The 24,450-nt window shown below is 71.1% G+C and carries 21 protein-coding genes; 9 read left to right on the forward strand and 12 right to left on the reverse strand.

All coding sequences use genetic code 11. The annotated features are described in order from the left end of the window. Positions 1–44: 44 nt before the first annotated feature. The 5 genes from O7608_RS19280 to O7608_RS19300 all read left to right on the forward strand — a co-directional run bounded on the left by O7608_RS19280 (position 45) and on the right by O7608_RS19300 (position 4,433). Positions 45–1,016, forward strand: coding sequence for an ABC transporter substrate-binding protein (locus tag O7608_RS19280; protein WP_289205919.1), 972 nt, complete (start codon positions 45–47; stop codon positions 1,014–1,016). Between the two features lie 66 nt (positions 1,017–1,082). Next, positions 1,083–1,883, forward strand: a complete 801-nt coding sequence (locus O7608_RS19285) for an ABC transporter permease (protein ID WP_289205920.1) — start codon at positions 1,083–1,085, stop codon at positions 1,881–1,883. Continuing rightward, complete coding sequence (locus O7608_RS19290) at positions 1,880–2,716, forward strand: ABC transporter permease (protein ID WP_289205921.1); 837 nt, start codon at positions 1,880–1,882, stop codon at positions 2,714–2,716. The genes O7608_RS19285 and O7608_RS19290 overlap by 4 nt, the downstream gene beginning before the upstream one ends. After that, entirely contained in the window at positions 2,709–3,509 is an 801-nt protein-coding gene (locus tag O7608_RS19295) for an ABC transporter ATP-binding protein (RefSeq protein ID WP_289205922.1), read from the forward strand. Before O7608_RS19290 ends, O7608_RS19295 begins: the two co-directional genes overlap by 8 nt. A 36-nt stretch (positions 3,510–3,545) precedes the next feature. Beyond that, the gene (locus O7608_RS19300) at positions 3,546–4,433 is read left to right on the forward strand and encodes a PaaX family transcriptional regulator (protein WP_289205923.1); all 888 of its coding nucleotides are present in this window, start codon (positions 3,546–3,548) and stop codon (positions 4,431–4,433) included. Here O7608_RS19300 and O7608_RS19305 read toward each other — a convergent pair. The 4 genes from O7608_RS19305 to O7608_RS19320 are packed head-to-tail and all read right to left on the reverse strand — an operon-like array spanning position 4,357 to position 8,282. Next, complete coding sequence (locus O7608_RS19305) at positions 4,357–5,892, reverse strand: acyl-CoA synthetase (protein WP_289205924.1); 1,536 nt, start codon at positions 5,890–5,892, stop codon at positions 4,357–4,359. The two genes, O7608_RS19300 and O7608_RS19305, sit on opposite strands and share 77 nt — an antisense overlap. 37 nt (positions 5,893–5,929) lie before the next feature. Beyond that, positions 5,930–6,382 (reverse strand): MaoC family dehydratase, encoded by a 453-nt coding sequence (locus O7608_RS19310; RefSeq protein WP_289205925.1) that lies wholly within the window; start codon positions 6,380–6,382, stop codon positions 5,930–5,932. Between the two features lie 36 nt (positions 6,383–6,418). Then, positions 6,419–7,300: an amidohydrolase family protein gene (locus tag O7608_RS19315; protein WP_289205926.1), complete on the reverse strand. Its 882-nt coding sequence runs from the start codon at positions 7,298–7,300 to the stop codon at positions 6,419–6,421. A 55-nt stretch (positions 7,301–7,355) separates the two neighbouring features. Further along, complete coding sequence (locus tag O7608_RS19320; protein WP_289205927.1) at positions 7,356–8,282, reverse strand: SDR family oxidoreductase; 927 nt, start codon at positions 8,280–8,282, stop codon at positions 7,356–7,358. A gap of 84 nt (positions 8,283–8,366) precedes the next feature. Between O7608_RS19320 and O7608_RS19325 the strand changes: the two genes are divergently transcribed. Beyond that, positions 8,367–8,834, forward strand: coding sequence for a MarR family winged helix-turn-helix transcriptional regulator (locus O7608_RS19325; protein WP_289205928.1), 468 nt, complete (start codon positions 8,367–8,369; stop codon positions 8,832–8,834). A 43-nt stretch (positions 8,835–8,877) separates the two neighbouring features. Here O7608_RS19325 and O7608_RS19330 read toward each other — a convergent pair whose 3' ends face one another. From O7608_RS19330 to O7608_RS19365, 8 genes are all read right to left on the reverse strand, one after another. Next, positions 8,878–9,630 carry an IclR family transcriptional regulator gene (locus O7608_RS19330; RefSeq protein WP_289205929.1) on the reverse strand — a complete coding sequence of 251 codons (753 nt, stop codon included), beginning with the start codon at positions 9,628–9,630 and terminating at the stop codon, positions 8,878–8,880. Positions 9,631–9,674: 44 nt separating this feature from the next. Then, positions 9,675–10,697, reverse strand: coding sequence for a PDR/VanB family oxidoreductase (locus tag O7608_RS19335; protein WP_289205930.1), 1,023 nt, complete (start codon positions 10,695–10,697; stop codon positions 9,675–9,677). Next, complete coding sequence (locus tag O7608_RS19340) at positions 10,694–10,930, reverse strand: hypothetical protein (RefSeq protein WP_289205931.1); 237 nt, start codon at positions 10,928–10,930, stop codon at positions 10,694–10,696. Before O7608_RS19340 ends, O7608_RS19335 begins: the two co-directional genes overlap by 4 nt. Beyond that, positions 10,927–11,967 carry an aromatic ring-hydroxylating dioxygenase subunit alpha gene (locus O7608_RS19345; RefSeq protein ID WP_289205932.1) on the reverse strand — a complete coding sequence of 347 codons (1,041 nt, stop codon included), beginning with the start codon at positions 11,965–11,967 and terminating at the stop codon, positions 10,927–10,929. Before O7608_RS19345 ends, O7608_RS19340 begins: the two co-directional genes overlap by 4 nt. A 116-nt stretch (positions 11,968–12,083) precedes the next feature. Then, positions 12,084–14,426, reverse strand: a complete 2,343-nt coding sequence (locus tag O7608_RS19350; protein ID WP_289205933.1) for a beta-xylosidase/alpha-l-arabinosidase — start codon at positions 14,424–14,426, stop codon at positions 12,084–12,086. Positions 14,427–14,498: 72 nt separating this feature from the next. Then, complete coding sequence (locus tag O7608_RS19355) at positions 14,499–15,377, reverse strand: carbohydrate ABC transporter permease (RefSeq protein ID WP_502959133.1); 879 nt, start codon at positions 15,375–15,377, stop codon at positions 14,499–14,501. 1 nt (position 15,378) lies between these two features. Beyond that, positions 15,379–15,924, reverse strand: coding sequence for a carbohydrate ABC transporter permease (locus O7608_RS19360; RefSeq protein ID WP_289205934.1), 546 nt, complete (start codon positions 15,922–15,924; stop codon positions 15,379–15,381). Continuing rightward, positions 15,906–16,514 carry an ABC transporter substrate-binding protein gene (locus O7608_RS19365; RefSeq protein WP_289205935.1) on the reverse strand — a complete coding sequence of 203 codons (609 nt, stop codon included), beginning with the start codon at positions 16,512–16,514 and terminating at the stop codon, positions 15,906–15,908. Before O7608_RS19365 ends, O7608_RS19360 begins: the two co-directional genes overlap by 19 nt. 163 nt (positions 16,515–16,677) lie before the next feature. Between O7608_RS19365 and O7608_RS19370 the strand changes: the two genes are divergently transcribed. The 3 genes from O7608_RS19370 to O7608_RS19380 all read left to right on the forward strand — a co-directional run bounded on the left by O7608_RS19370 (position 16,678) and on the right by O7608_RS19380 (position 24,431). Next, positions 16,678–17,736: a LacI family DNA-binding transcriptional regulator gene (locus tag O7608_RS19370; RefSeq protein ID WP_289205936.1), complete on the forward strand. Its 1,059-nt coding sequence runs from the start codon at positions 16,678–16,680 to the stop codon at positions 17,734–17,736. Between the two features lie 511 nt (positions 17,737–18,247). After that, positions 18,248–18,850: a hypothetical protein gene (locus tag O7608_RS19375; RefSeq protein WP_289205937.1), complete on the forward strand. Its 603-nt coding sequence runs from the start codon at positions 18,248–18,250 to the stop codon at positions 18,848–18,850. 118 nt (positions 18,851–18,968) lie between these two features. After that, entirely contained in the window at positions 18,969–24,431 is a 5,463-nt protein-coding gene (locus tag O7608_RS19380) for an ATP-binding protein (protein ID WP_289205938.1), read from the forward strand. Positions 24,432–24,450: the final 19 nt, after the last annotated feature.

Genomic DNA, 24,450 nt, shown 5'->3' on the forward strand with positions numbered 1-24,450 from the left:
GGATTGACGCACCCCACGACCTCCGTCCCGGAAGGGCCTCGTCAATGAAGAAGACCCTCACCCTCGGGTTGATCGCCACCGTCGCGTTCGCCCTTACCGCCTGCACCGATTCTGACGCGCCCCCGACCGACCAGGCCGACGACGACCTGCGTCAGGTCCGCGTCGCGGCGCTACCGATCACGGAGACCGCCGCGCTCTGGGGCGGTATCGAGGCCGGCATCTTCGCCGAGCACGGTCTCGCGGTCGAGGTGCTGCCCGCACAGGGCGGCGCACAGGCGATTCCCGCCCTGATCAACGGAGACATCGACTTCGCCATCGGCCAGCCGTTCGGTCCGTTCCGCGCCGATCTGCAGGATCTCGGCGTCGTGATGATCGGCAACTACGCCTCCTCCTACGCCGACGGCGACGACATCAACGCGGTCGTGGCGTCGGCGCAGTCCGGCATCACCCGGCCCGCCGAGCTCGCTGGCCGCCGGGTGGCCGTCAACAGCCTCGGTGCCGCCGGCGACGTGACGATCATGGCTGCGGTGGAGCAGGACGGCGGCGACCCGACCGCCATCCAGTTCGTCGAGGTCGCCTTCCCCGACGTCCCCGCCCAGTTGGAAGCGAACAACATCGACGCCGCCTGGGTGCCGGAGCCGTTCGTCACCCAGCTGCGCGGTCGGGGCGACGTCCTCGTCGTGGAGCCCTATCAGGCGGTCATCCCCGGACTCGCCACCCTGACGACGATCACCACCGCCGAGCGCCTCGAGTCCGACGCCGATCTGATCGCCGACTTCTCCACCGCGATGGAGCAGACGCTGCAGTGGGCGCAGGACTCCGCCAACGAGGCGGCAGTGCGCCAGGCGATCAAGGACAACCTGGAGCTGCCCGAGGCGGTCGCCGACTCGGTGCGGCTGCCGGAGTTCGGCTGGGAGCTCGACCGGGCGAGCCTGGAGACGCTCGCGACCCTCGCGGGCGAGTACGGCGTCCTGGAGCAGCAGCCGGACTTCGACCGCCTCATCCAGCAGCAGTAGCGGTGCGGTCCCGCCCGCCCGCGGCCACCGGCACGCTGCGGGCGGGACCCCCGACCAGGGAGCAACATGCACGTTCTGTCCATCCGACGTCCCCGTTCACTGCGCAAGGCGGTGCTGGGCGTCGTCGGACTGACCGGGTTCCTCGTCGTCTGGCAGCTGATCCCGACGCTCGGCCTGGTGAATTCGCAGTACCTGCCGTATGTCACGGACGTAGTCGCACGACTCGCCGAAGAGTTTCGTGACCTCGCCTTCTGGCGGCGGCTCGGGTCCACCATGACCGCCTGGGCGATCGGGCTGGGAGTAGCGACCGTGGCCGCTGTCGCTCTGGGCACGCTCGTCGGTCTGGTGCCGGCCCTGCGCAGGGCCACCCACACGATGGTCGAGTTCCTGCGCCCGATCCCGTCGGTCGCGCTCATCCCGCTGGCCGTGCTGCTGTTCGGCATTCAGCTGCAGGCGGCCCTCGTGATCATCATCTACGCGTCGTTCTGGCAGGTGTTCGTGCAGGTGATCTACGGCGTCGCCGACGTCGACACGGTCGCTCGCGACACCGCGCGCAGCTTCGACCTGACCCACCGTGAGCGGTTGTTCTACCTGGTGCTACCGACCGCCCTGCCGTATCTGATGACCGGTGTCCGGCTGGCCGCCGCGGTCGCGCTCATCCTGGCCATCACGGCCGAGATGGTGATCGGCAACCCCGGACTCGGCCGCATGATCGAGTTGTCCCGCTCCGCCGGCGACGCCGTCGGGCTCTACGCCTTCGTCGTGGTGACCGGGCTGCTCGGGCTCGGCGTCAACCTGGTCTTCCGGTTCATCGAGCGGCGCTCGCTCTCCTGGCACCAGTCGGTACGCGGAGAGGAGGTCCAGTGACCGCGTCAGCCGTACCCGCCGACGGGGCCGCTCGCCGACCGCGTCGGCGGCCCTCCGCCGTCCGGCGGATCGTCGAGAATCTGCTCTACTCCTTCGGCCTGCCCTTCCTGCTGCTGGTCGTCTGGGGGCTGGCGTCGACGTCGTCGTCGAACCGGTTCTTCCCCGGGCCGGTGCCGATCCTCGACGCGTTCGTCGCCACCTGGGTCGGTCCCGCGTTCGTCTCCGACGTGCTGCCGAGCCTGTACCGGCTGGCCCTGGGGATCGTCGCCTCGATCGTGCTCGGCATCGCCGCCGGTACGCTCATCGGCCTGTTCCGGTGGCTGCGGGAACTACTCGAACCGCTGCTGGAGTTCTTCCGGGCGATCCCGCCGCCGGTGCTGATCCCGGTCGTGATGCTGCTGCTGGGCATCACCGACACGATGCGGGTGGTGGTGATCGTCTCCGGGGCGCTCTGGCCGATCCTGCTGAACACGATCGACGGTGTCCGCGCAACCGACTCGGTCATGTCCGAGACCGCCGACTCGTTCCAGATCACCTGGTGGGAGCGGCTGTGGTTCCTGGTGCTGCCGGCGGCCAGCCCGCGCATCATGGCCGGCGTGCGCCAAGGGCTGTCGGTCGCGCTCATCCTGATGGTGATCTCGGAGATGTTCGCGTCCTCCGCCGGACTCGGCTACCGGATCGCCTACTTCCAACGCAACTACCTCATCGCCGAGATGTGGAGCGGCATCCTGCTGCTCGGCCTCGTCGGTGTCCTGCTCGCGGTCACCTTCGGTGTCGTCGAGCGGCGCGTGCTGCGCTGGTACCACGGAGCAAGGGAGATCAATCGTGCCTGAGCGGAGCGTCCTGCTGCGGGTGGAACACCTGCGCAAGGTCTACGAGTCGGCGAACGGCGACGTCGAGGCGATCGGCGACATCAGCTTCACGATGCACGCCGGTGAACTCGTCTGCATCGTGGGGCCGTCGGGCTGCGGCAAGACGACCCTGCTGAAGTGCCTGGCCGGTCTGCTGCGTCCCACCAGCGGGCGCATCGAGATGGACGGGGCCCCGGTCACCGGCCCGAGCCCCGCGATGGCCGTCGTCTTCCAGGAGTACGGTCGCAGCCTCTACCCCTGGCTGACGGTCCGGGGCAACGTCGAGCTGCCGCTGCGGCACAAGCGGCTCTCCCGCAGCCAACGGGGCAAACTCGTCACCGACGCCCTCGAGGCGGTGGGTCTGGGCCACGCGGCCCGCAGCCACCCCTGGCAACTGTCCGGCGGCATGCAGCAGCGGGTGGCGATCGCCCGGGCCGTCGCGTACCACCCGGAAGTGCTGATCATGGACGAGCCGTTCGCTGCGGTCGACGCCCAGACCCGGGCGGACCTGGAGGATCTGGTACGGCAGCTGCACACCGACCGCAAGATATCGATCGTCTTCGTCACCCACGACATCGACGAGTCGGTCTATCTGGGCGAGCGGGTGCTCGTGTTGTCGAAGTCGCCGACCTGGGTGCAGGAGGACCTCGCGATCGACCTTCCGGCCGAGCGCGATCAGATCACCACCCGGGCGCTACCTCGGTTCACCCAACTGCGGACGCAGATCTACGGACAGATCCAGCGGGCCAAGCGGGGGGAGACCGCCACCGCCTGACCGTACCGTCGGACCAGTGCCGCCCGAGGGGGAGCCGTGCGTAGTCGACAACCGAAACAGTTGCTGCTCGCCTTCTTCGGGGAGCACGTCGTCGACGACGACCCCGGTCCGATCCGCGCGAGTGTGCTGATCGGCGTTCTCGAAGGTGCCGGCGTCGCCGCCCCGGCGACCCGGGCCACCCTCGACCGGCTCGTGCAGACCGGCGTCCTTGCCCGCAGCCGGCAGGGCAGGGAGATCCGCTTCTCGCTCACCGGGCACGGAGCGGCGGTGCTGCGCGAGGCGACCGACCGGGTCCGTGGTCCGCGGCCGTTCGATCCGCAGGGCCCCGGGTGGACGCTGGTCACGTTCACCATCCCGGAGGGCCAACGGACCCTGCGCCATCGACTGCGGTCGACGTTGACCTGGGAAGGGTTCGCGCCGTTGCGCGACGGGCTGTGGCTGGCCCCCGGCGAGGTCGACCTGGCCGGCTCGCTGGAGCCGCTGCGCCGGGACCTGCCGGCCGGCACCGTCGTCGCCTTCCACGCCCGGGAGCTCGGCGAGTTCCCGATCGCCGACAGCGTCCGGGCCGCCTGGGACATCGAATCGATCCGCCGGGAGCACCTCGCGTTCATCGACGTCTGGGACGACCCGGCGGCGGCGACACAGGCGACCAGTGCGTTGTCCGTACGGACGATGCTCGTGGCGGACTGGCTCGCGTTGCTGCGGGCCGACCCCCGGCTGCCCCGGCAGTTCATGGACGCACAGTGGCCCGCCACCCGGTCGACACAGGTCTACCGTCGAATGCACGGACAGCTGGCCGCTCCGTCGGCCGCGGAGTTCGCCGCGCTCGTCGGAGGGGTCGACGGAGTCAGCCGGCGAACCGGGCCCGCAGCTCGGCCTTCCGCACCTTCCCCGAGGCGGTCCTCGGCAGCTCGTCCACGATGACCAGGTTCTTCGGCATCTTGTAGCGGGCGATCCGGCCGTCGAGGAATTCGCGTACCGTCCCGAGGTCGACGCTGGCACCCTCGCGGACCGTCACGATCGCCCAGGGCACCTCGCCCCAGCGGGGGTCAGGTACGCCGATCACGGCCGCCCCCGTCACCCCGTCGACCTCGCTGAGCAGCAGCTCGAGCTCTGGCGGGTAGATGTTCTCGCCGCCTGAGATGATCATGTCCTTGAGCCGGCCCGCGATGTACAGGTAACCGTCGTCGTCCAGGTAGCCGAGGTCCCCGGACCGCAACCAGCCGTCCGAGGTGAACGCCGCCGCCGTCGCCTCCGGCAGCCGGTGGTAGCCGGGGAACACGTTCGGCCCGGCGATCTCGATCTCGCCGATGGCGCCGGCCGGCACCGGCGTACCGTCGCCGCTGGCGATCCGCACGTCGGTGAAGAAGTGCGGCAGGCCGACGCTGCCCTGCTTCGCGCGGGTCATCGCCGGTGGCAGCGCGGTTGCCCCCGGCGAGGCCTCGGTCATGCCGTAACCCTGCGAGAACGACAACCCCCGCTGCTCGTACGCGTCGAGGATCCGCACCGGCACCGCCGACCCGCCGCAGGTGAGTTTCGTCAACGACGACAGGTCGGTGGACGACCAGTTCGGATGCTCGGCCATCATCTGGTACGTGGTCGGCACGCCGCTGAGCATCGTCACGCCGTACCGTTCGATCTGGGCCAGCGCCCGGCCCGGTTCGAAGCCCTTCTCCAGCACGAGCGTCCCGCCCTTGAGGATCACCGGCAACGCCCCCATGCCCAGGGAGGCGACGTGGAACAGCGGCGAGATCATCAACGCGACGTCCGTGGAGACCACGTCGTAGTCGACGATGCAGTTGAGCGCGACCCAGGTCAGGTTGCCGTGGGTCAGCGTCGCGCCCTTGGCCCGGCCGGTGGTACCCGACGTGTAGATGATCGCGGCCGGGTCGTCCATGCCCACCTGGCGTGCGGCGACCTCGCCTGCCTCGTCGGCCTCGACCTCTTCCATCAGTCGGGCCAGTCCGGGCTGCTGCGCACTGCCGAGGCCGGTGACGACGATCCGTGGCGCCGCCGCCCCACCGGTGGCGGCAGCGACCCGGGCCGCGAAGTCGGGGTCGTGGATCAGGACCCGGGCACCGCTGTCGGTGAGCACGTGCGTGATCTCCGGCGGCGCGAGGCGGGTGTTGACCGGGACGAACACCGCGCCCAGCCGCGCGGCCCCGAACATCACCTGGAGAAAGTCCGGGCTGTTCTCCCCGAGGTAGGCGACGCTGTCGCCGGTGCCGACGCCGAGGTGGCGCAGCGCCGCCGCGACCCGGTCCGCGCCGTCGACGAACTGCCGGTACGTCATGGTCGACCCCTCGCCGTGGACGAGGGCGGTCCGGTCGGGTGACATGCGGCGGCGCTTGGTCAACCAGGTGCCGATCCCGTGCTGGTGCATCAGATTCTCCCGGTCGTGCAGGAACCCGATCTCCTGGTCAGGCGTGGAAGCGGTACAGCCCCCGCGCCGCGACCGCCGGCTTGGTGCCGCCGTCGATCTCGATGGTCTGGTCGACGGTCAGTTGGTAGCCGCCCCGGACCTCGGTGACCTCGACGACCACGGCACGCATGCGGATCCGGGAGCCGACCGCGACCGGGGCGGGGAACCGCACCTTGTCGAGGCCGTAGTTGACCTTCGTCGACACTCCCTGGACGTCAAGGAGCTTCGTCCAGAACGGCACGGTCAGCGACAGGCTGAGGAAGCCGTGCGCGATCGGCGTACCGAACGGCCCGTCCTTGGCCCGCTGCGGGTCGACGTGGATCCACTGATGGTCGTCGGTGGCGTCGGCGAACAGGTTGATCTGGTCCTGGGTGACCGTCCGGTACTCGGTGTACCCCAGGTCGGTGCCGGCCAGCCCGGGCAGCTGATCGTAGGTGATGGTCGTTGACATGGCGTCTGTTCCTTTCCTCACCCGTCGCCTGCGTCCTCACTCGGTCAGACGCAGGAGACGGGCGGCGTTGTGCTTGACGATGCCGGGGAGCACGTCGGGTTTGAGATCGGTGGTCTCGACGTCCCGCAGCCAGCGGTCCGGGGTGAGCAACGGGTAGTCGGTGCCGAACAGCACCCGGTGTTTGAGGATCGAGTTGGCATGGCGCACCAGCTCGGCGGGGAAGTACTTCGGGCTCCAACCGGACAGGTCGATCCAGGTGTTCGGCTTGTGCGTCGCCACCGACAGCGCCTCGTCCTGCCAGGGCACCGACGGGTGGGCCATGATGATCTGCAGGTCCGGGAAGTCGGCGGCGATCGGATCGAGTCGCATCGGATTGGACAACCCGAGCCGCAGACCGTAGCCGCCGGGCAGCCCGGCCCCGATGCCGGTCTGCCCGGTGTGGAACAGGGCCGGCACCCCGGCCCTGGCGATCAGGGCCCACAACGGCGCGTACTGCTCGTCGCCGGGGTCGAAGCCCTGCACCGTCGGATGGAACTTGAAGCCGCGTACCCCCTCGTCCTCGACGAGTCGGGCCGCGGCCTCCAGGGCCGCCTCGCCGGTGCGCGGATCGACCGAGCCGAACGGGATGAGCACGTCGGCGTGGTCGGCGGCGGCCCGGGCGATCTCGGTGCTGGACAACGGCGGATGCCGCAGCTGGGTACGCGCGTCCACGGTGAACACGACGGCCGCCATCCGACGTTCGCGGTAGTACCGCGCCACGGCCTCGATCGCCGGCCGGGGACCGTCGGTGCGGAAGTATTTCGACGCGGCGGCCTCGAGCGGTGCCGGCAGCGACGAGTGGCCGTGGTCGTCGACCTCGATGTGCACGTGGACGTCGATCGCGGTGATCGCGTCGATGTCGATCGCTGGCTGGTACATGGCGCGGACCTCCGGCCGACGGATCAGGAGACGGCGGGCTCAGGACCCGGCGGGCTCAGGACCCGGCGGGGCGGAACTCCTCGGGCAGCTCCGGGAACCGCTCACCGACGCTCTGCAGCGCGTCGGCGAACTCGGTCGACCAGCCGGCGACCAGCGCCTCGTAGGTCCAGCCGCCCTCGCGGTACGCGGTCGCAGCGGCCTCCGGGTGGGTCCAGATCTGGATCCGGTCGCCGCCCACGCCGATCACCTGTCCGGTGATCCCGGCGGCGGCGTCGGAGCCGAGGAAGGCGACGAGACCAGCGACGTCGTCAGCGGTGCCGAAGCCGAGATCGTGCCGGAAGAACGCCGGCACCGGCGCACCCTTCGCCTCGGCCTCGACCGCTGCGGCGAAGTAGGGCACGGTCGCCGTCATCGCGGTCGCCGCGACCGGCACCACGGTGTTGGCGGTGATCCCGGCCCGCTTCAACTCCAGCGCCCAGGTCCGCACCATGCCGACGATGCCCGCCTTGGCGGCGGCGTAGTTGGTCTGCCCGAAGTTGCCCCGCTGCCCGGTGGGCGAGCCGACGCAGATGATCCGGCCACCCTCGCCGGCCTGCCGCATGTGTCGTACGGCCTCGCGCACCATGGTGAAGGTGCCGCGCAGATGGACGTCGACGACGGTGTCGAAATCCTCGTCGCTCATCTTCCAGAGCACCGTGTCCCGGAGCACGCCGGCGTTGGTCACCACGATGTCGAGCCGGCCGAAACTGTCGACCGCGCTGGCGACCAGGGCCTGCGCGGTCTCGGTGGGACCGACCGGTGCGACCAGCGCGACGGCGCGTCCGCCGGCCGACTCGATCGCCGCGACCGCCTCGTCGGCGGCTCCGGCGTCGACGTCGTTGACCACGACGCTGGCGCCCTGACGGGCCAACTGCCGGGCGTAGGCCAGGCCGAGGCCCCGTCCGGAGCCGGTGACGATGGCGACTTTGCCGTCCAGAGACATCGGGAACTCCTTCGCGTCGAAGCCGATCGGACCATGAACCGTTGAGAATGTCAATTATTGGAGTTGCTTGCTACCATCGTCGCCATGCCTGCGAGCGGGAAGCCCCGGCACGCCGGCGCCGACGGCCTTCGGGGTAGCGTGCTCGGCGCTGACCTGGTGTTTCTCCTCGCCCGTGCCAACGCGATCACGCTCGCGGCGGCGAACGCGGCGCTTGCCGAGTACGGGCTCAAGCCCCGGTCCTACTCGGTGCTCGCGCTGGCTGCCGACGATGCCCGCCCCACCCAACGGGAGCTGGCCGAATTTCTCCGGCTGGATCCCAGTCAGGTGGTCGCCGTGATCGACGACCTGGAGCGCCGTCACCTGGTGGCCCGCCACACCGACCCCGCCGACCGGCGCGCCAACGTACTGGTCGCCACCGACGCCGGCCGGGCCCTGTTCGCCCGCGCCCGGGAGTCGGCCCGCGCCGTGGAACACGGCCTGCTGGCCGCCGTGACCCCCCAGGAGCACCAACGGCTGGCCGAGTTCCTGCGGCTACTGGCCTTCCCGGGCTGAGCCGACGCCCGGCCTGCCCCACCGTCGCGCACCACCGGATGCCCTAGCGCCGCGGTCCGGCCAGCGCACGGGAGATCGCCCGGCCGGCCGCCTGCACCAGCGGGGCGAGAGCCACCGGATCGGCCCGGTCGTACGCGACCACCAGGGAGACCGCCGCCGTCACACCGGTCGGACCCCAGATCGGCGCGGCGACCGAGAGCGCGTCCATCGTCACCTGGCGGTCGCTCACCGCGTACCCGACGCGCCGCGCCTCGGCGAGGTGGCGGCGCAGCCGCGCCGGATCGGTGATGGTCAGCCGGGTGTAGCGCTCCAGGGGCGCGGCCAGCACCCGTTCCCGGACCTCGTCCGGCGCATGGGCCAGCAGCACCAGACCCACCCCGGTGGCGTGCAGCGCGAACCGGCCACCGACCCGGGTCAGCACCGGCACCGCGTGCCGTCCGGCGATCCGTTCGATGAAGACGAGTTCCAGGTCCTGGCGCACCGCGAGCTGTACGTTCTCGTGCGTCACCTCGTACAGGTCCTCCAGCACCGGCAGCGCCAGCTCGCGCAGCCCCAGCCCACGCGGCGCGAGTGAACCCAGCTCCCACAGCCGCAGGCCGATCCGGAAACGCCCGTCCGCGCCGCGCTCCAGCGCGCCCCAGGCGACCAGCTCGGCGACCCGCCGGTGCGCGGTGGGCAACGGCAGGCCGGCGCGCCGGGCCAGCTCGCTGAGCGTCAACGCCGGCTCGGCCGGGCTGAACGCGTCGAGCAGCGCCAGCACCTTGCTGGTGACCGACCGGCCCGGTGGCGTACCCATCCCGCCATCATCGCCGCCCGACGGTGTCCGGCACGACCCGACGGTCACAGCTCCAGTACGAGTCGGGGCGTACGGGACCGGGAGACACAGATCATCATCGTGTCACCCGCGGCCCGTTCCTCCTCGGTGAGCAGACTGTCGCGGTGGTCGGGAACCCCGGCGCGGACCGTCGTCTCACAGGTGCCGCAGGTGCCTTCACGGCACGAGGAGAGCACCGCGACGCCGGCCTGCTCCACCGCTTCCAGGATCGACGTACCGGGCGGCACGGTCACCGTACGGCCGGTCAGTGCCAGCTCGACCTCGACGCTGGCCGGCGCGTCGCCGGCGCGGCCGCGATCGCTGCCCCCGTCGTCGCCCCCGCCGCCGTCGTCTCGTGGCGCGAACCGTTCGACGTGCAGGTCACCCGCCGGCCACGCCCGGCAGCGCTGCTGCACCGCCCCGATCAGTGACTCCGGCCCGCAGCAGTAGACGACGGCACCACTGCGCCGGTCCAGCAGTTCGGTCAGGTCGAGCAGGCCCACCTCGTCCTGCGGCCGTAGCAGCACCCGGTCGCCGTAGCGCTGCCGCAGCTGCCCGGCGAACGCCATCGTGGCCCGGCTGCGGCCGCCGTACACCAGCCGCCAGTCGGCTCCGGCGGCGTCGGCGGCGGCGATCATCGGACGGATCGGGGTGATGCCGATGCCGCCGGCGATGAACAGGTACCGGCGTGCCGCGACCAGCGGGAAGTTGTTCCGGGGCCCGCGCACCGTGATCCGCGCGCCGTCGACGAGCCGGTCGTGGACCTGCCGGGAGCCGCCCCGGCCGGTGGGTTCGAGCTGCACCGCGATCTGCAGACCGGTCCGGTCGGCCGGGTCGCCGCAGAGCGAGTACGGGCGGACCAGACCCGGACCCGGTATCAGGTCGACGTGCGCGCCGGGTGACCAGCGGGGCACCTCACCACCGTCGGGTCGGCACAGGGTCAGCACCACCACCCCCGTCGCCACCTGCTCGCGGCGGGCGACCACCAGCTCCGTCGTGGCAAGCTCGGCCGTGGTCGTGCGCCCACCGTGCTGTCCGGCGGCGCTCATCCGACCACCAGACCGCGGTCGACGGCACCGGCCGGTTCCCGGTGCACCGTCGGCACCGACCGGGCCGGCCAGTGGCCACGCGGGTGGTCGAGCAGCCACTGCCACAGCTCGACCGGATCGTCGCCGACCCGCTCGGCGCCGCAGTGGCAGGTGCCCCGCAGGGTGTCGGTGCCCGGCAGCCAGTGGATCCGGTAGAGCCGGTCGCCGGCGGGCAGCCCGTCGGGAAGGGTCACCGCGCTGCTCCCACCGACCCCGACCCGATCATCCGTGCGATCAGGCGTCGGGCGGCGAGCCCGCCGGTGTCGATGTTGATGCTCAGTTCCTGGTACCGCTCCGGTTCGGCGGCGATCACCTGCTCCAGGGTGTTCAGCGCGGTGACGTCCTGCATGACCACCGTGTGGTTGCTCTGGTACAGGTATTCGCTGACCGATTCGTCGTCGAGGGCGAAGTCCCGCGCCACCGCCCAGAAGTCGTACGTGGTGTGCTCGGTCGACGGAGTGATGGCGTAGACGATCTCGGCGTGGAAGGCCGCACTGTCCGGACCCTCCGCCGGTGGGTACACGCCCTGCGGGGCGATCCGGCTGTGCAGCAGGTACAGGCACGGCGGGTGGTACTCGATGTCCTGCCACCGGGTGATCCGGCCTTCGATGCCGGTGGATCGGGCATAGAACGGCGGGCATTCGGCGTCGTCCATGTGCCGGCTGACGCAGACGATGCCGGCGTCGTCGTCGACGGTGGTGGTGATCGGGGTGTTCGCCACCTCGGGGGTGCCGATGTAGCCACCGTGCAGGTAGGTCTCGTGGGACAGGTCCATCAGGTTGTCGACCAGCAGGCTGTAGCGCGCGTTCAGCGGCGCCATGCCACGGACCACCGTGTAGCCGGGATCGGCCAGCCACGGCGCGCGGGGGATCGCGGCCGGGTCGGGGTCGTCCTCGCCGATCCAGACCCAGATCAGGGTGTCCTGCTCCACCACCGGATACGCGGCGACCCGCGCGGTGCGCGGGATGCGTTGCTGCCCCGGGACGAACACGCAGCTGCCGGCGGCGTCGTAGGTGAAGCCGTGGTAGCCGCAGACGATCGTGTCGCCGTCGAGCCGGCTCTGCGACAGCGGGAACCGCCGGTGCACGCACCGGTCGGCCAGCGCCACGGCGGTCCCGGCCTCGGTGCGGTACAGCACGAGCGGCTCACCCAGCACGGTACGGGCGAGCAGTTCCCGGCCGACCTCGTTGCTGTACGCGGCCACGTACCACTGGTTACGTGCGAACGGCATGCGACGGACCTCCCTGGCGGCGATGGTGTGGGTGGGGGTGGTCGTATGGTCCCGGGTGGCCCGACCGCCCGGGACCCCTACTTTCACTCAGTGAAAGCTCACCTTGCCGCCGCGCGTCAGCCCACCGTGCTGGTCGTCCACCGGCGCGACGCCGTGGTGACCGGCACGGTCGGACCGACCACCGTGGTCCGTCCCTGCACCGCCCGGTCCGCGCTGGTGCCCACCCAGATCTCGACGTCACCGGGCTCGACCACCCGGGTCGACGTACGGTCGGTGAAGGCCAGCCGGGTCGTCGGCACCGTCAACTCGACGGTGACCGCCTGGCCCGGTGTGAGATGGATCCGGCGGTAGCCGAGCAACTGCGCCACCGGCCGGGTCACCGAGGCGACCACGTCACGGCCGTAGAGCTGGACCACCTCGTCGCCGGCGACCGTTCCGGTGTTGGTCACCCGAACCCGCACCACCAGCTCCCCGTCGCTGGGCACCGTCGCCGGCACGGTCAGCTCCGAGTAGCCGAAGGTGGTGTAGGACAGGCCGTGGCCGAACGGCGCCGGCGGGGTCACCGCCAGGTTGGTCACCTCGTGGCCCTCACCGAGCGCCGGGTGCAGATAGGAGTACGGCTGCGCCCCGGCCGACCGGGGCAGGCTGACCGGCAGCCGCCCGGACGGGTTCACCCGTCCGGAGAGCACACCGGCGATCGCGCCGGCACCCTCCTCGCCAGGGAAGAACGCCTGCACCACGGCGGCGCAGCGGTCGAGCGCCCAGCCGATCGCGTACGGCCGTCCGGTGAGCAGCACCAGGACCACCGGGGTCCCGGTGGCCAGCACGGCCTCGACGAGGTCGCGCTGCACCCCGGGCAGTTCCAGGTCGTCGGTGTCGCAGCCTTCGCCGACAGTGCCGCGACCGAACAGGCCGGCGCGGTCACCGACGACGAGTACGGCGACGCTGGCGGCGGCGGCCGTGGCGACGGCCTGCGCGATGCCGGACCGGTCGTCGTCGTCGACCCCGCAGCCGTGGGCCCAGCTCACCAGGTCGGCACCGAACTCCGCCCGGACCGCGTCGAGGACCGTCGGCACCTCGATGCCGGCGTCCACGCCAGGATGCTGAGGCAGGACGTGGTTGACGAAGGAGTAGCAGCCGAACATGGCGCTGGCCAGGTCGGCGTTCGGTCCGATCACGGCCATCGACCGTCCCGGTGCCAGCGGGAGCGTGCCCTGGTTGCCGACCAGCACGATGGACCGCTCGGCGAGCCGGCGGGCGATCGCCCGGTGCGCGGGCGAGTCGAGGTCGATGTCCCGGGGCGGCTCGTCGGTGAAGGTGGCGTCGAGCAGTCCGAGTTCGTGCTTCTGCCGCAGGACCCGCAGTACGGCCTGGTCGAGCAGCGCCTCGTCGACCCTGCCCGCCCGGATCGCCTCCGGCAGCCGGAGGTAGGCGTCGCCGGTGGGCAGCTCGACGTCGACCCCGGCGGCCAGGGCCTGGACCGCCGCCTCGGTGTGGTCGCTCGCGACGTGGTGCAGCAGGTGGAGGAAGGCGACTCCGAAGTAGTCGGCCACGAGCACGCCGTCGAAGCCCCACTGGTCCCGGAGCAGTCCGGTGAGCAGGGTCGGGTCGGCGGCGACGGGCACCCCGTCGATCTCCGCGTAGGAGTGCATGACGGAGCGGACGTCGCCGTCGAGCACAGCCATCTCGAACGGCGGCAGCAGGACGTCGGCGACCTCCCGTGGACCGGCGTGCACCGGCGCGAAGTTACGGCCGGCGCGGGAGGCGGAGTATCCGACGAAGTGCTTCAGCGTGGCGTGTACCCCCTGCGACTGCAGACCGCGCACGTACGCGGTGCCGATCGTGCCGACCAGGTACGGGTCCTCGGCGATGCACTCCTCGACCCGCCCCCACCGCGGGTCGCGGATCACGTCGAGCACCGGGGCGAGGCCCTGGTGCACGCCGAGGGCCCGCATCGACGTACCGATCGCCGAGGCCATCTCCGCGACCAGGTCGGGGTCGAAGGCGGCCCCCCACGCCAGCGGCGTCGGGAAGGTGGCCGCCTTCCAGGCCGACAGGCCGGTCAGGCACTCCTCGTGGACGATCGCCGGGATGCCCAGCCGGGTCCCGGTGACCAGATCGGACTGGAACTTCCACAGCCAGGCCGCGCGTGCCGCCGGGTCGACGGGCCGGGTGCCGTACGCCCGGGTCAGGTGCCCCAGGCCGTGCCGGGAGAAGTCCTCCAGGCGTACGGCGTCGGCGAACTCACCCTGCAGCGGCGCGACGGACTCGCCGTCCCCCTTCTCCCAGAAGCCGACCAGTTGGGCGAGCTTCTCGTCGAGCGTCATCCGGCCGAGCAGCTCGCGGACGCGGGTCTCGCCGTCCGGTGCCGTCCGCCGGTCACGTGCCTGCGGCAGGTCGAGGTACGACCCAGCCGGTCCCGGTGCGACCCCGTCCACCGTCGCGCGGACCTCAGTCATTGGCTGCCTTTCCTTGTCGTGCGCGGGCCACGGTTCGCCACGCGCACCGTTCGTTGTGCGGTCGCGGGTGCCTCAGCCCTTGACGGCACCCTGCAGGCCACCGACGATCTGCTTCTCGGCGATCGTGAAGAAGACCAGCGCCGGCAGCATCGCCATCGAGGTGAAGGCGAGGATTCCGGCGGTGTCGGAGGTGTACTGGCTGGAGAAGTTTTGCACGCCCAGCGGAAGGGTGTGCAGGTCGGCGTCACCGAGGACGAGCAACGGCAGAAGGAACGCGTTCCAACTTGTCACGAACGCGAGGATCCCGACCGTGACGAGCGCGGGTCGGGACAACGGCAGCATGATCCGCCAGAGGAAGCCGAGCCGTCCGGTGCCGTCGATCGCTGCGGCGTCCTCCAACTCCTTGGGTACGGCGGTCAGGAAGGGACGCAGGATCACGATCGTCAGCGGTAGCGCGAAGGCGATCTGCGGCAGGATGACCGCGAAGTAGGAGTTGATCAGCGCCATGTCCCGCAGCATCAGGTAGAGCGGCAGGATCGCCGCCCCGGCGGGAAACAGCAGGCCGAGGGTGAAGAAGGTGTAGAGCAGCTCCCGGCCCCGGAACGTGTACCGGGCGAGCACGAACGCGGCACAGAGTCCGAGCGTCACGACCCCGAGCGTCGTACCGAAGGCGACCACCGCGCTGTTGAACGCCTGCTGCCAGAAGCCGCTCTGGGTCAGCACCCGTACGTAGTTCTCGCCGACCCATGGATCGGGCAGCGCGGCCGGGTCGGCGACGATCTGTGGCGTGGTCCGGAAACCTCCGATGATCACGTAGATCACCGGCGCGATCGACGCACCGACGACCACGAGGGCCAGTGCGTAGGTCAGCGGGCTGCCCCACGACGAGTCCCGGCGGCGGACGTTCCGGCGGCGCCTGGTGGGCGGCGCGGCGACAGCGGTCGCGGTCACGTCAGCCCCTCCTTCCGGTCACTGCGCCCTCGATGTCCCGGCGGAGGAGGAACCGCTGGAACAGCAGCGCTGCGATGAACGAGATCACGAACAGAATCACGGCGATCGCGTTGCCGTAGCCCCACAGTCGCGCGAAGAAGCCGTTGTCCACCATGTAGGTCGCCATCGTGGCCGAGGCGCCCAGCGATCGTACGGCGGGCACGGAGGTCACCCAGATGACGTCGAAGACCTGCAACGAGCCGATCATCGACAGGAACATCCAGATCCGGATCGTCGGCCCGAGTAGCGGCAGGGTGATGTGCCGTTGGATCTGCCACCAGCTGGCGCCGTCGATCTCGGCCGCCTCGGTCAGCTCCGGCGGTACGTTGGACAGTCCGGCGAGCAGCAGGATGATCGCGAAGCCGACGTACTTCCAGGTGAGGACGAACAGCAGGGTCCAGATGACGATGTCGAGGTCGGCCAGCCAGGGTCGCACCAGGCCGCCCAGTCCGATCGACCGCAGCAGCGCGTCCGTCGTACCCCCGCCGGTCAGCAGCAGCTTCCACATGATGCCCGCGGTGACCTCGGCGAGCACGTAGGGGACGAAACGTTGAGCTCGTCCAACGTGGTCGGGGGAGCGGTGATGCCGGCCTGGGCGAACAGGTCCTTGTTGTACCACATGCCTTCGATGCCCATCCGGTACGGCAGACCGTACTGCCGGCCGTCGGCCTGCCAGATCTCCACTGACGAGCCGATCCGGGCGACCTCGTCCTGGACCTGGTCGGTGATGTCCTTCAGGTAGTCGGCTTCCGCCTGTTCCCGCAGCTCACCGCCGCCCCAGGCCTGGAAGATGTCTGGCGGGTCGTTGCTCAGCAGCGCGGCGGGCAGCCGGGTGCGCTGGAGTTGGTTGGTCTCGATCCCCTCGATCTCGATCGTGACCGTTGGGTGCAGCGCGGAGAAGTCCTTGGCGACCTTCTCCCAGTATTCCTTGCCGGCGCCGTCCTGCGAGGCGTTGTGCCACCAGGTCAGGGTGACCGGGTTTTCGTACAGTTCACCGGCAGCCTCGCTGCTGTCGTCGCCGCTGCTGCAGCCGGTGGCTAGAAGGGTGCTGGTCAGAAAGAGCGCTAGGACGGCGCCAGCGCGGCGCGTTATCGCCATTGGGGGTCTCCTCGACTGGTCAGTCGGGTGCTTGGCCTGACGGGGAGTTTTACAGCGATGTAACGCGGTGTCAATCGATATCGATAACGTTTTCGACTCGGCGGTGACGGGCCGCCGCCGGCCCCCTATCATCGTCGACGTGGAGTTCCCGCAGCGTGTGAAGATGTCGGACGTAGCCCGGGCGGCCGGCGTCTCGGTGGCGACCGTGTCGAAGGTCGTCAACGGCCGGTACGGCGTCGCGCAGGCGACCGTCGAGCGGGTGCGGCGGGTCATCCATCAGCTCGGCTACGAGGCGAGCCTGGGGGCGCAGAGCCTGCGCAGCCACCGGACCAACGTGCTGGGCATCCTGGTGGCCGAGTTCGAACCGTTCTCCACCGAGCTGCTGAAGGGGGCCTCCAAGGAGGTCGCCGGCACCGGCTACCAGCTGCTGGCGTACTCCGGCGGCGACGGCGACGGCGCGGCCATCGGCTGGGAGCGTCGCTCGCTGGCCCGGCTGTCCGGCACCCTCATCGACGGCGCCGTGGTCGTCACCCCGACCGTGGTGGAGACCAAGCAGGGCTTCCACGTCGTCGCGGTGGACCCGCACACGGGCCCGTCCGGCCTGCCCACCGTCGACTCGGACAACTTCGCCGGGGCGATCCTCGCGACGAACTACCTGCTGGCCCTCGGGCACCGTCGGATCGGGCACATCAGCGGTCGGGCGGACCTGGAGTCGGCGCGACTGCGGGAGGCGGGCTTCCGCCAGGCCATGGCCGACGCGGGTGTGCCGGTCGACGACGCCCTCGTGCGGGTCGGTGGCTTCCGGATCGAGAGCGCCGCCGGCACCGTCGCGGAACTGCTCGCGTTGCCGGAGCCACCGACGGCGATCTTCGCCGGTAACGACCTGTCCGCGATCTCGACGCTGAACGTCGCCCGCGAGATGGGACTGAGCGTCCCCGACGACCTGTCGGTCATCGGGTTCGACAACATCCCGGAGTCCGCGCTGGTCAACCCGCCGCTGACCACGATCACGCAGCCCCTGCAGCGGATGGGTGCCGAAGCGTTGCGGCTGCTGGTGGACCTGATCGCCGGGGTGGAGCGCGACACCCACATCCGGCTGCCCACCGAGCTGGTGGTGCGCGCGTCGTGCCGCCCCTACCGTCCGCCGGTCGGCGAGGGCGCCCTGGCGGCGGTGCCGGCCCCGGCCGTGCCTGCTGCCGCCCCGGCGGTGCCGGCCCCTTGACCGCGCCGGTACCGCGCTCGTAGCCACGCGGGGTCTGATGAAACGTTTCACGGCACGCCTCCGGACCGGCGAGTCCGCGGCAGGAACCTGTCGACCGATCCTCTGATGCGGGGCCCGGCTGGTGCACGACACCCAACGGATCACGTGCTGCCGGCCGCGAGACGGATCCGTACCGGGCAGGCTGATTCGATAGACTGACCGGCGATCGTGGTGTCGGCCTCGGCGGGCCGGTGCCGGTGTCCACCCCCTGCGGCTGCGTTCCGGTCCTCGGCGAGCCGGGTGCATGCCGTCACCACCAGCCAAGGAGCACCTTCGTGCCAGCAGCTCGCCGATTCCGCGACCGCCGCGACCGTGCCGACGGTCATCTGCCGGGAGGTGCCGCGCGATGAGCAATCGGACCCGCCCCCGACGCCCTGCCGCCGCGTCCCGCCCCACCGGCGCATCGAGGTCCCGGCCGGTCCCGGTATCGGGGTCCGGCCGGTTCGCCGTGCCGGTCCGGCGTATCGCTCCCGTGGCGATCGCGTTCGCGCTCGGTGCCCTGCTCGCCGGTCCGGTCGGCGCCGTCACCGCCGACAAGGGTCCGCCGGCAGACGATCCGGTCGCCGTGCTGCGGGCGCAGGAGGCCGAACGCAACGCGGCGCAGATCGTCGAGCTGACCTCGCTGGCCCGGCAGATCCAGGGGAGTCTCGTTCCGGTGCTCGACGGGTTGGCCGAGGCGGTGCCTCCAGGAGCGCCTCCAGGTCCGCCCGCCAGCCAGTCCGATGTGGAATCGTGGCAGGTGGTCACCGGCGACACGGTCGCCGTGTTCGCCAATCCGCCGTCCGGCGGCACCGGGGTCAACATCGCCCGCTCCGGCCTGGCCGCCTCGGTGCGCGCCCTCGACGCCGCCGTCGACACCTACGCGGCGGCGCTGGCCCAGCCGTCGGACGCCCGGGGCACACTGCTGGAGCTCGCCGGCCGCCAACGCGACATCGCCGTCGCCACCTGGTCGAGTGCGGCCACCCAGCTCGACGTACTCAACGTCGACGCCGGCAACGGCCACGTGCACGTCTTCCTGCCGTCGACGCCGGGGCAGGGCGCGTTGACCGCCGACGGCGCACCCGAGGGAGAGTGACGTGGCCAGGACATCGCGCTTGCCCCTATGGTGTTTCCGGCCGGCAGGCGCGATGGTGGTCCTGTCGGGAGTCGCATCCGCGACGCGTGGATCGTAGGCCTACCGGAGGGTCGATCGGGTGTTCAGCCGTATTGCCATCGTCAACCGTGGAGAAGCCGCGATGCGGCTCATCCATGCCGTCCGGGAGTTGGCCGCCGAGACGGGGGCGAGAGTCGAGACCGTCGCCCTCTACACCGATGTCGACCGTACCGCGACGTTCGTCCGCGAAGCGGACATCGCCTACGATCTCGGGCCGGCGTCCGCCCGTCCGTACCTCGACCTGGCAGTCCTGGAGCGCGCCCTCGTGGCGACCGGTGCCGACGCGGCGTGGGTCGGCTGGGGGTTCGTCGCGGAGTCCCCGGCGTTCGCTGAACTGTGCGAGAAGACCGGTGTCACCTTCATCGGGCCGAGCGCCCACGCCATGCGCCAACTCGGCGACAAGATCGGCGCGAAGCTGATCGCCGAGGAGGTCGGCGTGTCGGTCGCGCCGTGGAGCCGGGGTGCGGTCGAGACCCTGGACGCCGCGCTGACGGCGGCGAGCGACATCGGCTACCCGCTGATGCTGAAGGCGACCGCCGGCGGCGGCGGTCGCGGCATCCGGGTGGTCACCAACGAAGCCGAACTCGCCGACGCGTACGAACGCACCAGCCAGGAGGCGGCCCGGGCGTTCGGCAGCGGGGTCGTCTTCCTGGAACGCCTGGTCACCGGTGCCCGACACGTGGAGGTCCAGGTGATCGCCGACGGCCAGGGCACCGCCTGGGCGCTCGGGGTCCGCGACTGCTCGGTGCAGCGGCGCAACCAGAAGGTCATCGAGGAGTCGGCCTCGCCGGTGCTCGACCCGGCGCAGGCCGCCGACCTCAAGGCATCGGCCGAACGGCTGGCCGTCGCGGTCGGCTACCGGGGCGCGGCGACCGTGGAGTTCCTCTACCACCCGGGTGACCGCATGTTCGCGTTCCTCGAGGTCAACACCCGGCTGCAGGTCGAGCATCCGATCACCGAGGCGACCACCGGGTTCGACCTGGTCAAGGCGCAGCTGCACGTGGCTTCGGGTGGACGCCTCGAGGGTGGGCCGCCGCCCGAGCGCGGGCACGCCGTCGAGGCCCGGCTCAACGCCGAGGACCCCGACCGCGACTTCGCGCCGTCACCCGGCCGGATCGCCCGGCTGGACCTGCCCTCCGGGCCGGGTATCCGGGTGGACACCGGGGTCAGTGAGGGCGACACCATTCCTGCGGCCTTCGACTCCATGATCGCAAAGATCATCGCGTACGGACGGGACCGCGACGAGGCACTCGGCCGGCTGCGTCGGGCGATGGCGAACACCACCGTGATCATCGAAGGCGGTGCGACGAACAAGAGCTTCGTGCTCGACCTGCTCGACCAGCCCGAGGTGATCGACGCCAGCGCCGACACCGGCTGGATCGACCGGGTCCGCGGCGAGGGTCGGCTCGTCTCGCACCGGCACGTCGCCGTCGCGCTCGCCGCCGCCGCGATCGAGGGCTACGAGGCCGACGAGCAGGTCGAGCGGCAACGCCTGCTGTCCACCGCGTCCGGCGGCCGCCCCCAGGTGCAGCACGCCAGCGGCCGACCGGTCGACCTCAAACTGCGGGGTGTCGGCTACCGGGTACGGGTGGCCCGGACCGGTGCGTACCGGTTCCGCGTCGGTATCGAAGCGGGCGACGCCGTGCACAGCGCCGACGTCGAGCTGGACCGCTTCGACCGGCACACCGGGCAGATCGTCGTCAACGGCAGCCGCCACCGCCTGGCCACCGGCACCCACGGGCCCGTTCACCTGGTCGAGGTCGACGGAGTGACCCACCGGGTCAGCCGCGACGAGGGTGGGGTCCTGCGAGCCCCGATGCCCGCGCTGGTCGTCGCCACCCCGGCGCAGGTCGGCGCCGAGGTCGAGCCAGGGGCACCGGTGCTGGTCCTGGAAGCCATGAAGATGGAGACGGTCCTGCGGGCACCGTTTACGGCCGTGCTGAAGGAACTGGCCGTTTCGGTGGGCAACCAGGTCGAGGCCGGCGCGCCGCTGCTGCGCCTGGAACCGGTGGCCGACGGCGACGCCACGGCGGCCGGGCCGGCCGCCGCGCCCGTCGAACTGGACATGCCCGCCGCGACCGGGGCGACCCCGGCACCGCAGCGTGCCCGGCGCGGCCAGGAAGACCTGCGCGGTCTGCTGCTCGGCTTCGACGTCGACCCGCACGACGACCGCCGGGTGCTCGACGACTACCTCGTCGCGCGCCAGGTCGCCGCCGACGAGGGCGACCGGCCGCTGGCCGCCGAGATCGACCTCATCGAGGTCTTCGCCGACCTCGCCGAGCTGAGCCGCAACCGGCCGACCGACGGTGACGGCGCCGACGGCCACGTGCACAGCGACCGTGAGTACTTCCACACCTACCTGCAGAGCCTCGACGTCGAACGGGCCGGTCTGCCGGACGCCTTCCAGACCAAGCTGGCCAAGGCCCTGGGCCACTACGGCGTCACCGATCTGGAGCGCTCCGCCGATCTCGAAGCTGCCGTCTTCCGGATCTTCCTCGCCCTGCAGCGGGCCGCCGCCGACGCCGGTGTCGTCGCCACCCTGCTGCGGGCGTGGCTGCGGGAGCCACCGCCCGGCCAACTGCTGCACGAGCCCGCCGGTCTCGCGTTGGAGCGGCTGGTGGCCGCGACCCAGGTCCGCTTCCCGGTCATCGCCGACCTTGCCCGTGGGGTGGTGTTCGCCTGGTTCGCTCAGCCGCTGCTGCGGCGCAACCGGGCCCGCGTCTACGCCAAGGTCCGCGCGCACCTGCGGCACCTGGACGCCCACCCGGACGCCCCGGACCGCGCCGAGCGCATCGCCGAGATGGTACGCAGTACCGAACCGCTGGTCCGGCTGCTCGGTCAACGGATCGTCCGGGACCACCTCGACAACGCGGTCATGCTGGAGGTGCTGACCCGGCGCTACTACGGCAACAAGGGCATCGCCGCGACCCGTGCGCACCAGGTCGCCGGGTGCACCTTCGTGGTCGCCGAGCGGGTCGACTCGAGTGTGGTCACCGCCGCCGTGGACATCGACACGCTCGGCGCCGCGCTCGGTGGACTCGCCCAGTTGGCCACCGGGCACGACTCCATCGACGCCGACGTCTATCTCGCCTGGGAGAACCAGCCGGAGGACTTCGACGCCATGGCGGCGGCGCTGCTCGAGGTCGTCGCCGCGCAACCGTTGCCGCCCCAGGTCCGTCGGGTGACCACCACCATCGCCGGTCGCGCCGGCGCGGTCATGCACCACCACTTCACGTTCCGCCCGTCGAGCCAGGGCATGGTCGAGGAACGGCTGATCCGTGGCCTGCACCCGTACATCGCCCAGCGGATGCAGCTGGAGCGGCTGCGCAAGTTCGACCTGACCCGGTTGCCGTCGTCGGACGAGGAGGTCTACCTCTTCCGGTGCGTCGCCCGGGAGAACTCCTCCGACGAGCGTCTCGTGGCCTTCGCCCAGGTGCGTGACCTGACCCAGCTGCGTGACCACGAGGGACGTCTGGTCTCGCTGCCGACCACCGAGGACACCGTCGCGGCCTGCCTCGACTCGATCCGCCGGGTCCAGTCGCGGCGACCGTCGAAGACCCGCTTCAGCACCAACCGGATCGTCATCTACGTCTGGCCGCCCAACGACCTGACCCGCGAGGAGATGGAGATGATCGCCGGGCGGGTACGTCCGACGACCACCGGAGCGGGGCTGGAGGAGATCCTGTTCATCGGGCGTCAGCGTGACCGGGCGACCGGCGAGTTGGTGAAGATCGCCGTGCGGATCTCCTTCGACGCCACCGGCGGCGGTGCCGAACTGACCGTCGGCGAGCCGCCGGTCGAACCGGTCGAGCCGCTGGACGACTACCGGTTGAAGGTGCTGCGGGCGAGCAGCCGCAACACGGTCTACCCGTACGAGCTGACCGGCCGTCTCGGCGACTTCGTCGAGTACGACCTCGACGACGCCCACGCGCTGGTGCCGGTCGACCGGCCGAAGGGGCGCAACCGCGCGGCGATCGTCGCCGGGGTGGTCACCACGGTGACTCCCCGGCACCCGCAGGGCATCAGCCGGGTCGTGCTGCTCGGTGACCCCACCAAGTCGCTCGGCGCCCTGTCGGAGCCGGAATGCCGCCGGATCATCGCGGCCCTGGACCTCGCCGAGCGGATGCAGGTGCCGCTGGAGTGGTACGCGTTGTCCGCCGGAGCCCGCATCTCGATGGAGTCGGGTACCGAGAACATGGACTGGGTCGCCGCCGCACTCAAGCGGATCGTCGAGTTCACCCAGGCTGGCGGCGAGATAAACATCGTGGTCGCGGGGATCAACGTCGGGGCCCAGCCGTACTGGAACGCCGAGGCGACGATGCTCATGCACACCAAGGGCATCCTGGTGATGACGCCGGACTCGGCGATGGTGCTCACCGGCAAGCAGTCGCTGGACTTCTCCGGTGGCGTCTCCGCCGAGGACAACTTCGGCATCGGCGGCTACGACCGGGTGATGGGTCCGAACGGGCAGGCACAGTACTGGGCGCCGAACCTGACCGCCGCGCGCGACGTGCTGCTGGCCCACTACGATCACACGTACGTCGTGCCGGGTGAGTCCCGGCCCCGGCGCACGACCACCACCGACCCTGTCGACCGGGACATCTCCTCGTTCCCGCACACGGTGGCCGGCAGTGACTTCACCACCGTCGGCGAGATCTTCTCCGCCGCCGCCAACCCCGACCGCAAGAAGCCGTTCGACATCCGTACCGTCATGCGGGCGTTGGCCGACCAGGACCACCCGGTGCTGGAGCGCTGGGCCGGGATGGCCGACGCCGACACCGCCGTGGTGCAGGACGTCCACCTCGGTGGCGTACCGGTGTGTCTGCTCGGCATCGAGTCACGGACGGTGCCCCGGCGCGGGTTCCCGCCCACCGACGGCCCGGACACCTACACCGCCGGCACGCTGTTCCCGCAGTCGTCGAAGAAGGCCGCGCGGGCGATCAACGCGGCCAGCGGCAACCGACCGCTGGTGGTGCTGGCCAATCTGTCCGGCTTCGACGGCTCGCCCGAGTCGATGCGCAAGCTACAGCTCGAGTACGGTGCCGAGATCGGCCGGGCGATCGTCAACTTCCGGGGGCCGATCGTGTTCTGCGTGATCTCCCGGTACCACGGTGGCGCGTTCGTGGTCTTCTCGAAGGCGTTGAACCCCCAGATGACCGTGCTCGCGCTGGAAGGCTCGTTCGCCTCGGTCCTCGGTGGTGCTCCCGCCGCCGCCGTCGTGTTCTCCGGGGAGGTGGACGCCCGGACCGCCAGAGACCCCCGGGTGCGTGACCTGGAGGCCCGGGTGGCGGCCGCGTCCGGTACCGACCGCGCCACGCTGACCGCCGAGCTCGACGAGTTCCGTTCGTCGGTACGGGCGGAGAAGCTGGGCGAGGTGGCGACGGAGTTCGACCGGATCCACAACATCGCCCGTGCCGTCGAGGTCGGCTCGGTGGATGCCGTGATCAGCGCCGCCGAGATGCGTCCGCGCATCATCGCCACCATCGAGGCCCACCTGGGCTGAGGGCGGTGGCCCGGCGGGC

The organism is Solwaraspora sp. WMMA2056, assembly GCF_030345095.1.
Lineage (GTDB): Bacteria > Actinomycetota > Actinomycetes > Mycobacteriales > Micromonosporaceae > Micromonospora_E.

What these genes read in the sequence shown, in the direction of transcription:
- O7608_RS19280 (WP_289205919.1), top strand. Translation starts at nt 45, where the DNA reads ATGAAGAAGACCCTCACCCTCGGGTTGATCGCCACCGTCGCGTTCGCC.
- O7608_RS19360 (WP_289205934.1), bottom strand. Translation starts at nt 15,924, where the DNA reads ATGTGGAAGCTGCTGCTGACCGGCGGGGGTACGACGGACGCGCTGCTG.
- O7608_RS19325 (WP_289205928.1), top strand. Translation starts at nt 8,367, where the DNA reads ATGCCTGCGAGCGGGAAGCCCCGGCACGCCGGCGCCGACGGCCTTCGG.
- O7608_RS19305 (WP_289205924.1), bottom strand. Translation starts at nt 5,892, where the DNA reads ATGCACCAGCACGGGATCGGCACCTGGTTGACCAAGCGCCGCCGCATG.
- O7608_RS19345 (WP_289205932.1), bottom strand. Translation starts at nt 11,967, where the DNA reads ATGCCGTTCGCACGTAACCAGTGGTACGTGGCCGCGTACAGCAACGAG.
- O7608_RS19370 (WP_289205936.1), top strand. Translation starts at nt 16,678, where the DNA reads ATGTCGGACGTAGCCCGGGCGGCCGGCGTCTCGGTGGCGACCGTGTCG.
- O7608_RS19335 (WP_289205930.1), bottom strand. Translation starts at nt 10,697, where the DNA reads ATGAGCGCCGCCGGACAGCACGGTGGGCGCACGACCACGGCCGAGCTT.
- O7608_RS19315 (WP_289205926.1), bottom strand. Translation starts at nt 7,300, where the DNA reads ATGTACCAGCCAGCGATCGACATCGACGCGATCACCGCGATCGACGTC.
- O7608_RS19330 (WP_289205929.1), bottom strand. Translation starts at nt 9,630, where the DNA reads ATGGGTACGCCACCGGGCCGGTCGGTCACCAGCAAGGTGCTGGCGCTG.
- O7608_RS19310 (WP_289205925.1), bottom strand. Translation starts at nt 6,382, where the DNA reads ATGTCAACGACCATCACCTACGATCAGCTGCCCGGGCTGGCCGGCACC.
- O7608_RS19285 (WP_289205920.1), top strand. Translation starts at nt 1,083, where the DNA reads ATGCACGTTCTGTCCATCCGACGTCCCCGTTCACTGCGCAAGGCGGTG.
- O7608_RS19365 (WP_289205935.1), bottom strand. Translation starts at nt 16,514, where the DNA reads ATGGCGATAACGCGCCGCGCTGGCGCCGTCCTAGCGCTCTTTCTGACC.
- O7608_RS19320 (WP_289205927.1), bottom strand. Translation starts at nt 8,282, where the DNA reads ATGTCTCTGGACGGCAAAGTCGCCATCGTCACCGGCTCCGGACGGGGC.
- O7608_RS19350 (WP_289205933.1), bottom strand. Translation starts at nt 14,426, where the DNA reads ATGACTGAGGTCCGCGCGACGGTGGACGGGGTCGCACCGGGACCGGCT.